The following is an 11,415-nucleotide window of genomic DNA, read 5'->3' on the forward strand; positions in this document are numbered from 1 at the left end:
GGCACACGGCCGGTCTAAATCCCGCCAACGCGGGTTTACTTGTCCATGCGCACCCGCAGGGTGACGTCTCCCATCATCGGCACCGGCCAGAGCACATGGACCTTGTCCTTCTTCGTGCCCTGCTCACCCGCCGCATAAGGGTTATGGAACTGCGAGACGTTGTTGGCATCACGCGGGCGCGAGCGCACCACGAGGCTCTCGATCTCCATCGCCTGCCCGCCGAACGGCAGCCGGTCGTCCGTGTCCACTTCCCAGACCTGCGCATGGCTGTTCTGGCCGTGGGTCACCAGCAGCGGGTTCTCCGCGCCCTTGGTCACGTTGTGATAGGTGTTGCCGGTGAAATAGACGTTCTTCATGTTGCCGAGGTTGAGGTTGGCAAAGGAGGTATCCACCCGCTCCACGCGGTCGATATAGGCGTTCACGCAGCGGAAGGTGTTGCCCGAGACGTTCAACCCATTGATGTAGTGGCCGGTGCCGTAGGGCTTGACCACGATGGACGAGAACCACGAGGCGACTTCCGACGACAGCATGATGTTGTTGGTGATCGACAGCCCCGCGAACCCGAACCCGCCGGAGAAATCCGGCTCCGGCTCGCGCTCGTTGGTCCACTCGATGAAGCAATTGTCGATGTAATTGCCGGTGATCTGGCAGTTGCAGGCGCGGATCGCGATGACGATGCCGGCGGTGCGGATGCCGTTGGGGTTCGGGTCTCCCTGGAAGAAGTGGTTCCCCGAAATCACCGAATGCGCGCCGCTGATGACCGCGAAATGGCGGAACTGCGAGGCGCGGCAATTGCGGATCTTCACGTCGTTGGCGTTGGTGTTGATCGCGACGGACTGGCGGTTCTGTGCCCAGATGTCACCTTCGTTCGAGATGAACTGGCAATGGTCGATCAGCATCCCCTGGCAGCCGTCGCCGGGCGAGGTGATGCCCCGATTCAGCGGACGGTTGAACACGCAGTTGCGGATGACGTTGATCGTGCCGAGCGGCGCGAGCAGGATGCCGGAGGCGCGCTCGTTGCACTGGAACTCGACGCCCTCGATCTCGAACACGTTGATCCGGTCGAAGCCGCTGAAATCCAGAATGTACTTGTAGCGGGTGAACGTGTAGGTCTGCGTGCCCACCGCATCCGAGAGCGGCTGCGACAGGGTCACTTCCTGCGCCCCGATATTGACCGCCTTGACATAGATCTCGCGGCCCACACCGGCGCCGGTCACATGGCTGCCGACCTGCACATTGGCGATGTTGTTGACGTTGGTCAGTTTCCACTGGTTGTTCGCCGAATAGGTCGCCGTGCTGGTCACCGTCTGGGTGTTCCAGGCAGTGCTGTCCTCCGCACGCAGCTGGCCGTTGCGGATCACCCGGCGCTGCGCGTAGGTGTCGCGGTTCGGCACGGCGGCATGCACGTCGATCGGTCCGTTGATCGAGATGCGCCGCCCGCCCAGGTCCAGGCTCTCGTGATCGGCGTTGTTCATCAGCGACTGGATCGCCTTCTTCAGCGCCAGTTCCTCATCCCCGCCAAAGGCGTCGATATAGGTCGGCAGCTCGAAATCCTTGGTCAGAGACAGGATCGCATCGGTCGGCATGCTGACCTTGCCTTCGAACTCGATGCGGTTGTTGATCTCGACCGACTGGTTCAGTCGGTACGTGCCCGCCGGAACGAAGATCTTGCGCCCGTCCGCATCCGCATCCGCCGCCTCGAAAGCCGCGCTGTCGTCGGTCACGCCATTGCCGACCGCACCGTAGTCACGCACGTCCACGACATTGATCATGTCGCGCAGGAAGGCCTCGGTGATGTCCTCGATCACGATGTCGTCGATGCGGAAGACGCCGCCGCTGGCGCCGGTCAGGTCGATACCGAAATGGCCATAGGTCGCGGTCGGCCCCCAGGCCATGTCCACACCGCCCCGCACGCCGGTCCCGACGATGGCGGTCGCGGTGACGACCTCGCCGTAGGTGGTCAGCGGAGTGATCGGGCCGGTGGTCGTGACGCCGCTCACCATGGACTCGCTGGCATTGCCCGGCCAGCCCGCGATCCGCACGTTGGCCAGCGATCCGGCAATGGCCTTGATCCGGACCGTGATCCGCAGGTAGCAGCCGGGATAGATCGGCGTCTGCCCCATGTACCGCAGCTTCTGCGTCGTGTCGGTTTTCTGGATCTCGAGGCACCCGGCAAAGTCCGCATCGGCGGGCACGAAGGCGGCAGTCGGCAGGTTGTTGTACGTCGCCGATCCCGGGGTGCCGTCCCCGCGCGAGAATTGTGCAAGATTGCCTGCGGCAAACGCCGGGGGCATGAAGACGATACCGTCGGTGATCGCTTTGTTCATCGGAGTCCCTTTCCACGCGAGAGGCCACGCTGCCTCGGTCGGAAAGAGAAATACTTATCGTGAAGTTAACGCCCCTTTGCACCACCGTACGGTGCCCGCTGCAAGAGCCCCGACTTTTGCAGCGAGGGGGCGGAGTCGATTTTTCGCGCCGGGAGAAAGTCAACGCTCACTGCCTCAAGAGTCGGGGCGCCACGCAGTCCCGGCCTTCGCGCCGGGACCTCACATCCTCATGCGCTCACCTCCGGAGCCTCCAGAATCTGGACCCCGTCGATCCGCCAGCCGCCGTCATACTCGCCCATCCGGTAGTCGAGCACATGCGTGCGACCCTCCGCATCGACCACGAAGACCTTCTGCCACAGCGCCCCGCCGATCTCGCGCAACTCGCCGAACCGCAGGTCTTCCGGCCGGTACACCATCGGATAGCCATTGCGCACCATCGCGCCGAAATTCTCCGGCGTGCCGAACATGCGCTGGATACCCGGCCCGGCAAAGGTGAAGGCGGTCCCGAAATCGTCCGTCAGAAAGGCATCGACCTGGCTGCGGATCGTCCCCTCGATGGCGCTGCCCGGGGCCATCCCGTCTTGCGCCTGCACCGCCCCGGCCAACATCGCCGCGAGCGCCACACCCTTCAGTAGCCTGAGCATTTCACACCTCCCGAAAGCCGCTCTCTCCCTGACTAGATAGAACGCCGCGCATTCGGGTCAAAAGCGACGGATTTGTTTGGCGGTCTGTAAAGCCTTCGGGTGTAAAAGCACGAAAGCCGTGCACACAGCCCAGCTGCAGATACCCATTCAAGAGGACCATTACATGCCAAGGGCCTACCCAAGATACCCCTATATCGAACCGATTGCCGCCGACATGACGGAGGAGGAAATCGTTCAGACGATCGACGACATGATGTCACAGAACCCGGGCCTTACCCTCCGCGACGGCGGTCCATTGGACAAGCTCTGCCGCGCTCTGAACGTCGACGTGGAATATTCGGAAAGTCCGAACGAAATTCTTCTCGACGTGCCGCTGGACCGGCACCCGGTGATCTGGCTGCCGAAACTGGGCAAGACCCGGCAGGACCGGATGACCCTCGCCACCGGCCTCGGCCACTGGCTGCTGCACATTCCGAAAACGCGGGAGCTGCATCCCGGCGTCGGTATTCAGGCGCTCTATCACCCCACCGATGGCAAGGCCCTGCGGGAGGCGCGAATCTTCGCTTTCGACCTGCTGATGCCCGCCGACACGTTCAAGACCCTCTGGTACGACGGCAAAGCACAGCTTGTGGCCGAAACGCTCAACGTGCCCACCCAGGCGGTCTATGACCGGGCGAAATGGCTGGACCTGACGAAGGCGGCGGAAACCATGCCGCAGCGCCGCGCGGACGACCACGACCCGTTCAAGGTTGCCGCCGCCAAGGCCGAGGTCGAAGCCGCAAAACCCAAGGCGGAGGTGCCGCCGGTCCCATCCTTCGGAGGCTACGCGCGTCGCATCGGTTCCTGACCGATCAGCCGAGCTTGCCCGCCAGGCCATCTGCGATCAGCGCCACGGTTTCGTCGACGCCATAAAGCGCGATGAAGCCGCCGAACCGCGGTCCCTGGCTCTGGCCGAGCAGCACCTCGTAGAGCGCCTTGAACCAGTCGCGCAGCGGCTCGAACCCGTGTTCCTTGCCAACAGCAAACACGAGGCTCTGCAGCGATTCGTCGTCGGTCGCCCCGTCCCAGGCCCGCAGCCGCGCCGCGAGGTCTTCCATCGCCGCCCGCTCCGCGTCGGTCGGCGCGCGGAAGGTCTTCGTCGGCTTGACGAAATCCTCGTAGTACTTGACCGCATACCCCGCCGCCGCATCGAGGTCCGGATGCGTCTCGGGCGAGGCATCCGGCGCGTAGCGTCGGATGAAGCCCCACATCGCCTCCTTGTCGTGCGCCCCCGCCGCGCTGGCGAGGTTGAGCAGCATGGAGAACGGCACCACCATCCGGCTCTCCGGCACAGCGCCGTTGTGGATATGGTAGACCGGGTTGTTCAACTGCGCCGTCACATCCTGATCCGGATACGCCCGAAGCTGCTGGTGATACTCGTCCATCGCCTTTGGAATGACGTCGAAATACAGCCGCTTCGCCGTTTTCGGCTTTTGGTACATGAAATACGACAGCGACTCCGTAGAGGCGTAAGTCAGCCATTCGTCGATGGAAATCCCGTTGCCGGAGGACTTGGAAATCTTCTGGCCCTGGTCGTCGAGGAACAATTCATAGGTGAAATGCTCCGGCGCCTTCTGTCCCAGCACCCGGCAAATGCCGTCATAGATCGGCGTGTTGGTCGAATGGTCCTTGCCGTACATCTCGAAGTCGACACCCAGTGCCGCCCAACGGGCTCCGAAATCCGGCTTCCACTGCAGCTTCACGTTGCCGCCGGTCACCGGCAGGGTCCATTCCTTTCCGGTCTCGTCGTCGAAGGTGATCTCACCCTTCGCTGCATCCACATGCTTCATGGGCACATAAAGCACCCGGCCCGTCTCCGGATGGATCGGCAGGAAGATCGAATAGGTCTGCCGCCGCTCTTCGCGCAGCGATTTCAACATGATGGCCATGACGTCATCATAGCGTTCCGCCGCTCGCAGAAGCACGTCATCGAACTGTCCGCTGCGGTAGAATTCGGTCGCCGAGTAGAACTCGTATTCGAAGCCGAACGTGTCGAGGAAGCGGCGCAGCATGGCGTTGTTGTGGTGGCCAAAGCTCTCATGCGTGCCGAACGGATCGGGCACGGAGGTCAGCGGCTTTTGCAGATGCTCGCGCAGCATCTCCTGCTGCGGGACATTGCCCGGCACCTTCCGCATCCCGTCGAGATCGTCAGAAAAGCAGATCAGCCGCGTCGGAATGTCCGAGATTGCCTCGAAGGCTCGGCGGATCATGGTCGTCCGCAGCACCTCTCCGAAGGTGCCGATATGCGGCAGGCCGGACGGCCCGTAGCCCGTTTCGAACAGCACATATCCCTTCTCCGGCGGCGTCTTCTCGTAGCGTTTCAGAATCCGGCGGGCTTCCTCGAAGGGCCACGCTTTCGAGTTCATCGCAGCTTCGCGAATCTCGGACATCTGAAACACTCCAGTTGGGATATCGAGTGCGCTTCCTATTGCCCCGGGGCCATGACGTCAATAAATTGCGCCGCAACGCCGCATTCGCCCTGAAAGGCCAAGCCATGACCGACATTTCGCATCCGCTCAGCCCGCAGGACAGCCTCGTGGCCCTGATGATCGCCGTCTCCGCGTCTGACGAGAACGTGCGCACCGCCGAGCTGGTCAAGATCGAGAGCGCGGTCGACAACCTGCCGATCTTCGGCGACTACGATGCCGACCGGGTCAGCGACATGGCCCGCCTCGTCTTCGACCTGTTCGAACAGGAGGACGGCCTCGACGCGCTTTTCGGCCTGATCCGCGACAACCTGCCCGAACGGCTGTTCGAGACCGCCTATGCCCTGGCCTGCGACGTCGCCGCCGCCGATGGCACCCTGCGCGAGGCCGAGTTGCGCCTGCTCGAAGAGATCCGCTACGAGCTCAACATCGACCGCCTGCACGCCGCCGCCATCGAACGCGGGGCGCGGGCCCGGCACCTGCCCGGGTGATCGCGAAACAATCCGGCAATTCGAAACGCATCTGTGTCAAACCCGAGGCAAAAAATGTCCGGCGGGTCAGGATTCCCTGACTGACCGGTAACCCCCGGTATTGTAAGCTGTTTGAACATTTTCAGGGTCGGGATAATCCGCATTTCGTTTCGGGGGTCACCATGAACAGAAAGACACTCACCATCCTCGGCATCCTCCTGCTGAGCCTCATGCCAATCATGGGCGCCGCCGCGCCGCTGGTGGCCAAGGTCGACATATCCGCGCAGACCATGACCGTGGTCTACAATGGCGAGGTCGCCTACCGTTGGCCGGTTTCCACCGCGCGCCAGGGAAAGTACACGCCGCGCGGCACCTGGTCGGCAAAGTGGCTGTCGAAGTACCACAAGTCCAGCTTGTACAACAACGCGCCGATGCCCTACGCCATCTTCTTCAACGGCAATTACGCGATCCACGGCACCAACCAGATCAGCCGCCTTGGCCGTCCGGCCTCCGCCGGCTGTGTGCGCCTGCATCCGGATCACGCCGCCCGCCTGTTCGAGCTGACCCAACTCGTCGGCAAGCAGAACATGCGCGTCGTGATCCAGAACTGACGCCACGGCGCACCGTCCATCCGTCACCATGACCGCCAGACCGGGCGGTCATGCGCCGTACAGCACGCTCCAGCGTTCGATCAGCCCCTGCTGCAGGGATTTCGCCCGTGCGTTCCAGGCGGCGCCGCCGGGCGGACGTTCGCGCTCGTCCCGGCTCAGCTTGGCCCGTTCCGCCTCGTTGGAGGCGAAGATAGCGAACACCAGCTCGGTACCGTCGGGCAGGTCCACATAGCCGGCCAGACCACTGACGAAGTTCAGGGTTCCGGTCTTGGCATGCACCTCGACCGGGTGATCCGGCATAGGCCTGCGCTGTTCGTCTCGGAAATGGAACGGCTTCATCAGCGCCTTGAGACCGCTGGTCTCGCGCAGATGGCCCAGGGCGGCCCGCATGTCCGGTGCGCTGATCCGGCTGTCCTCGCCGAGGCCCGAGTGATCGACGAAGGCCATCGAGGTCAGCCCGAAGCGCTCCCTGGCCCAGGCATTCATCGCCGCCGCCGACTCGCGCAGATCCTTCGGCTGCGTCCCGGTCCGCTTGATCGTTGAGGCGAGGCCGACGGTCTCGGCGGTCAGATTGGTGGACCATTTCAGCATCTCGCGCAGGATGATCCGCAGCGGCGCGCTCTCGTGGCTGGCCACGGTCTCGCCCTCCGGCAGATCCCGCAAGATTTCGGGCGTTTTCAGCACGATACCGTGGGATCGGGCAAAGGTCTGGAAGACCTCGCCGGCATAGAGTTCCGGCTTGCGCACTGGCAGCCACCGCGCCCCGCCGTCGCCCAGAGCGCCCTTTGCCACGGTCCATTCGTCGCGCCCGCCGGTGTCGGCGTAGGTGTAGACCGGAAGGCTGCGCGCCTCGACGGCCATCCGCGCGAATTGCACCGCCGGGCGGTGCGCCTCGCTGCGGCCCTCCATGGTCACGGTGTATGTGCCACCGGACCGGCGCCACTCGAAATGCACGCGGTTGTAGTTGAGGTTCAGCCCGGACACCGCCGGGCTGTAGCTTACGTGATCCGGCTGCCCGGTGTCGATGGTCCGCACATCCGGCAGCGCACCGCCCCAGACCTTGAAAGCGCCCTTGACCTCGCGGATGCCCGCCGCCTTCAGGTCCGCCGCCAGCGCCGCCAGCCCGTCGGTGTCCAGATCGGGATCGCCGCCACCGGCGAGGACAAGATCGCCCGCGATCACCCCGTCGCTGATCCCGCCGGTCGCGATCAGCCGCGTAACGAAATGATGGCCCGGGCCCAGGGTTTCCAGCGCATAAGCCGCTGTCAGCGCCTTGGCCACGCTGGCGGGCGGCTGCCCGAGCGTGGCATTGTACTCTTCCAGCACATGCCCGGTCTTCACGTCGGCCACGCTGAAGGCCACGTCGCCGCCCAGTTTCGCCTGCCTGATCAGCGCCTCGGCGGGAGTCTGGATCTGCTTGAGGAAGTCGGTGCCGCGGGCAATCGGGCGAAGCGAGCGCTCGGGCGGATTGGCCAACACTGGCCCCGCCGCCAGGACCACGCTCGAAGTCAGGGCAGCCCGCAGGAATCCGCGTCTGGAAATCTCTTTCGTCATGCCGCGATCTAATCGGAAGGCAGCAGGGGTCGCAAGGCCCTGAACCCGGGCCGGTGATCACATTTTGACGCCCGCGCAGCGCGTCTGGCGCTCACGGCGTCCACTCCCCTCGCGCGCGGATTGCGCTGGAGCTTTCCGGGCGCATGGGGATGTTTATGAAACACCAGCACGGCGGCTCCGCCAGCCCGAGCAGCTGCGACTCGGTCGCCGGAAGCCGCGCGGCGCGATAGACCGCCGCCGCCACCGAGGCCCGCGCGGCCAGCCGCGCCCCGGGCCGGGCCAGCACCCCCACCGGCACCCGACCCATGATCTGGCGCCAGTCCTGCCAGCAGTGGATCTGCGCCAGGTTGTCCGCCCCCATCAACCACACGAACCGCACCCCGGGCCAGTGCGCCTGAATCAGGGACAGGGTTCGGGCGGTATAGCGCGAGCCCGCCCGGGCCTCGAAATCGCTGACGATGATCCGTGGATGATCGACCAGCGCCCGGGCCGCCGCCATTCGCCGGGCCAGCGCCGCGGGCGCATCGGGTTTCAGCGGGTTGCCGGGACTGACCAGCCAGACCACGCGGTCCAGCCCGAAGCGCCGGAGCGCCTCGCGCGACAGGTGCAGGTGCCCGGCATGTGGCGGATCGAACGACCCGCCGAGCAGCCCCACCCGCATGCTGGGGCGCAAGATCATCCCGTCCTCTGAGCGCATTTTCCCTGTCCCGAGCCGCGGTCGGCGTCACACCGCATTCGCCGGAATAGGCGGTTGCACGCGTCACATCAAGCCAGGGCGGACAAGGCGGCCCCCGCAGGGACCGCCTCGCCGACCCACTCCGGACACGGATGGGGTGCCGTCAGAACTCGTCCCAGAGGTCGACGCTGCCCGGACGCGCGGCGCCGGCGATCTTCAGCCGCGGCCCGGCGGTCCCGGTGGCTCTTGCGGGCGGGGTCTCGTCCAGCGGGATGGTCACCGGATCGAGAGCGTCCCAGCCAAGGTCGGACGTGTCCGCATGGACCGAAGGCTCCGGCGCCTTCACCGCGGGTGCCCGCCGTTTGGCCGGACCGCCGTCGCCGAACCGCGCGACCAACGAGCGCAGGTCCGCCGCCTTCGATTGCAGCGCCCGACCGGCGGCGGCGCTTTCACCAACCATCGCAGCGTTTTGCTGCGTCACCTGGTCGAGCATGGTGATGCCGTTGTTGATCTCCGACAGACCCGTGGCCTGCTCGGACGCTCCGGCGGCGATGTCGTTGACGCGTCCCGACACCTGCACGACCTCGTTCAGGATCCGCTCGATCGAGGCCCCCATGTCGGACACCAGCCGCACGCCGTTGCTGACGCTTTCATTCGAATTGACGATCAGGTTGCGGATCTCCGCCGCGCTGTCGGAGGAGCGCTGTGCCAGCGCCCGCACCTCGGACGCCACCACTGCAAAGCCGCGACCGACTTCGCCCGCCCGCGCCGCCTCGACCCCGGCATTGAGCGCCAGAAGGTTGGTCTGGAAGGCGATGTCCTCCATGACCTGGATGATCTGGCTGATCTGCTTGGACGAGGCTTCGATGGCGCCCATGGCATCCACCGCCCGGTTGCGGACCTGCTCGCCGTGCTCCGCCTGCTTGCGGGCCGAGGCGATCGCGGAGACGATCTCCTTCGCGCCGCCAGCCGTGGACTGGACGCTCTTGGTGATCTCCTCCATCGCCGCAGCGGTTTCCTCCAGCGTCGCAGCCTGGTTCTCGGTCCGGGCGGAGAGGTTGTCGGCACCCTCGCTGAGCACCTGGGCATCCACGTCGATCGACTCGGCGCTGGCGCGCAGCTCGTCGATCACCAGGGTCAGCGCGTCGACCGTGTCGTTGAAATTCACTCGCAGCCGCTCGTATTGCGCCCCGAGATTCTCCTCGATCTGGCAGGACAACTGGCCGCTCGACAGTGCGTTCAAGCCTTGGCCCAGCACCTCCATGACGTGTTCCTGGTGCCGGGTCGCGCGATCGCGCTCGGCACGCGCCTCCTCGCCTTCCGCCAACTGGCGCTTGAAGCGGTTGAAGGCCCGGGCGATCTGGCCGATCTCGTCCTCGGTCCGCACCTCCGCGACCTCGGTCCGGTAATCGCCCCCGGCCACGCGCTGCACGCTGCCCTGCAGGGCGCTGATCCGCCGCGTCAACACCCGGGCAATCAGGAATGCCACCGCCACGACGACCAGAAGCTGAACGGCAACCTGCCCCAGCGTGGTGAGCAGCAGCGCATTCTCGACACGCAGCACCTCCGCCTCGTCCTGCTCGAAGATCAGGTGCCAGCGGAAGCCGTCCAGATCGAAGCTGCGCGACCAGGCTTCGACCGGATGACCATTCAGTCCCGTCGCCCTCATCTCATCCAGTTCGACCCCTTCGAGCGCCGCCTTGACCAGCGGATTGCTTTTCAGGGATTGAAGGATCACGTGACCGCCCTCGAACCGGGACGCCGAGAGCGCCAGGCCGCTGTCGTTGAAGGCATTGATCTGGCCGGTCTCCCCCAGGGCATTTGACGCTTTCAGGATATTGGTCACCGCGTCGATGCCGATCTGCAGAGCGACCACACCGACGAGTGTGCCGGTCTTGTCAAAGACAGGGGCGGCGGCGAACCGAGCCGGAGCGCCTTTGCTCGGGGCATAGGCGGCATAAGAGGAGAGCGCCTGCTGCCCGTCCTTCAACGTCAGCGCCTCGCGAAACACCGCGCCGAGGCCGCTGTCGGCGTAGGGGCCGTCAATCACGTTGGTCGCGAAATCCACCTCCTTGAAGACCGAGTAGATCACGTTGCCGCGGGTATCGAAGAGGAAAAGGTCATAGTAGCCCCGCTTTTGCTGGACCGTGCGAAAGGCTTCGTGGAACCGGCTGTGCAGCCCGCTCCACGGCGTGCGGTCCCCGGCGTCGTCCAGCAGATCCCTGCTACCGACCGGGTTGGGGTTCTCGTCGACATAGGTCTTTCGCAGGTAGGCACCGGCGTCCCCTGTCGAGGCATCCACCGCGTCCCAGGCCCGGGTCATCGACTGAACGGCCTCGCGGACACTGAGCTCCGACGCAAGCGCAGTGATGTCGACGTTGACTTCATTTATCCAGGTGCGCAACGCGTCTTCGCGGCTGGAGAGCACGTCCTCGAAGATCATGTGCCGCCGCTCGGACAGCGCGGTGCTGGCCTGCCAGAAACTGAACCCCGACATGGCCATGGCCAGCAGGATCGTCGGAACCGCGATCATGATCGGCAACTTGCGGGTGAGGGGCATCCTGGCCCAGAAACTGGCGGGCGTTTTTTGGGGTGTATCGGTCATCGGCGACTCTCCGGTGCGGGTCATGCGGTCGCGGCAATCCTGCCTGCGCTCCGGACACACTCA

9 protein-coding genes are annotated in these 11,415 nt (G+C 64.9%); 3 read left to right on the top strand and 6 right to left on the bottom strand.

Annotated elements, in window-relative coordinates:
- Positions 1 to 35: 35 nt before the first annotated feature.
- Entirely contained in the window at positions 36 to 2,327 is a 2,292-nt protein-coding gene (locus ACP159_RS14190; protein WP_425100389.1) for a glycosyl hydrolase family 28-related protein, read from the bottom strand.
- Positions 2,328 to 2,554: 227 nt separating this feature from the next.
- Positions 2,555 to 2,971: a DUF4864 domain-containing protein gene (locus ACP159_RS14195; RefSeq protein WP_425100390.1), complete on the bottom strand. Its 417-nt coding sequence runs from the start codon at positions 2,969 to 2,971 to the stop codon at positions 2,555 to 2,557.
- A 163-nt stretch (positions 2,972 to 3,134) separates the two neighbouring features.
- On the opposite strand from ACP159_RS14195, the gene ACP159_RS14200 reads away from it, so the two are divergent.
- Positions 3,135 to 3,818, top strand: a complete 684-nt coding sequence (locus ACP159_RS14200) for an ImmA/IrrE family metallo-endopeptidase (RefSeq protein WP_425100391.1) — start codon at positions 3,135 to 3,137, stop codon at positions 3,816 to 3,818.
- Between the two features lie 4 nt (positions 3,819 to 3,822).
- On the opposite strand, the gene ACP159_RS14205 is transcribed toward ACP159_RS14200, so the two are convergent.
- Entirely contained in the window at positions 3,823 to 5,400 is a 1,578-nt protein-coding gene (locus ACP159_RS14205; protein WP_425100392.1) for a lysine--tRNA ligase, read from the bottom strand.
- A 104-nt stretch (positions 5,401 to 5,504) separates the two neighbouring features.
- On the opposite strand from ACP159_RS14205, the gene ACP159_RS14210 reads away from it, so the two are divergent.
- On the top strand, positions 5,505 to 5,927 hold the full coding sequence (locus ACP159_RS14210) for a tellurite resistance TerB family protein (RefSeq protein ID WP_425100393.1): 423 nt from the start codon (positions 5,505 to 5,507) through the stop codon (positions 5,925 to 5,927).
- A gap of 161 nt (positions 5,928 to 6,088) precedes the next feature.
- Entirely contained in the window at positions 6,089 to 6,517 is a 429-nt protein-coding gene (locus ACP159_RS14215; protein WP_425100394.1) for a L,D-transpeptidase, read from the top strand.
- Between the two features lie 48 nt (positions 6,518 to 6,565).
- Here the strand turns inward: ACP159_RS14215 and dacB are convergent, their stop codons facing one another.
- The 3 genes from dacB to ACP159_RS14230 form a co-directional block, all read right to left on the bottom strand.
- Entirely contained in the window at positions 6,566 to 8,071 is a 1,506-nt protein-coding gene (dacB, locus tag ACP159_RS14220) for a D-alanyl-D-alanine carboxypeptidase/D-alanyl-D-alanine endopeptidase (RefSeq protein WP_425100395.1), read from the bottom strand.
- Positions 8,072 to 8,162: 91 nt separating this feature from the next.
- Positions 8,163 to 8,750, bottom strand: a complete 588-nt coding sequence (locus ACP159_RS14225; protein ID WP_425100396.1) for a nicotinate-nucleotide adenylyltransferase — start codon at positions 8,748 to 8,750, stop codon at positions 8,163 to 8,165.
- 160 nt (positions 8,751 to 8,910) lie between these two features.
- Complete coding sequence (locus ACP159_RS14230) at positions 8,911 to 11,352, bottom strand: methyl-accepting chemotaxis protein (RefSeq protein ID WP_425100397.1); 2,442 nt, start codon at positions 11,350 to 11,352, stop codon at positions 8,911 to 8,913.
- Positions 11,353 to 11,415: the final 63 nt, after the last annotated feature.

Origin of the sequence: Tropicibacter sp. S64 (assembly GCF_049803835.1) — a bacterium.
Taxonomy (GTDB): Bacteria; Pseudomonadota; Alphaproteobacteria; order Rhodobacterales; family Rhodobacteraceae; genus Pacificoceanicola.

Bases quoted from the DNA above. Each gene is read 5' to 3' on its own strand.
- dacB (WP_425100395.1), bottom strand. From the start codon at position 8,071: ATGACGAAAGAGATTTCCAGACGCGGATTCCTGCGGGCTGCCCTGACT.
- ACP159_RS14190 (WP_425100389.1), bottom strand. From the start codon at position 2,327: ATGAACAAAGCGATCACCGACGGTATCGTCTTCATGCCCCCGGCGTTT.
- ACP159_RS14225 (WP_425100396.1), bottom strand. From the start codon at position 8,750: ATGATCTTGCGCCCCAGCATGCGGGTGGGGCTGCTCGGCGGGTCGTTC.
- ACP159_RS14195 (WP_425100390.1), bottom strand. From the start codon at position 2,971: ATGCTCAGGCTACTGAAGGGTGTGGCGCTCGCGGCGATGTTGGCCGGG.
- ACP159_RS14210 (WP_425100393.1), top strand. From the start codon at position 5,505: ATGACCGACATTTCGCATCCGCTCAGCCCGCAGGACAGCCTCGTGGCC.
- ACP159_RS14230 (WP_425100397.1), bottom strand. From the start codon at position 11,352: ATGACCGATACACCCCAAAAAACGCCCGCCAGTTTCTGGGCCAGGATG.
- ACP159_RS14205 (WP_425100392.1), bottom strand. From the start codon at position 5,400: ATGTCCGAGATTCGCGAAGCTGCGATGAACTCGAAAGCGTGGCCCTTC.
- ACP159_RS14200 (WP_425100391.1), top strand. From the start codon at position 3,135: ATGCCAAGGGCCTACCCAAGATACCCCTATATCGAACCGATTGCCGCC.
- ACP159_RS14215 (WP_425100394.1), top strand. From the start codon at position 6,089: ATGAACAGAAAGACACTCACCATCCTCGGCATCCTCCTGCTGAGCCTC.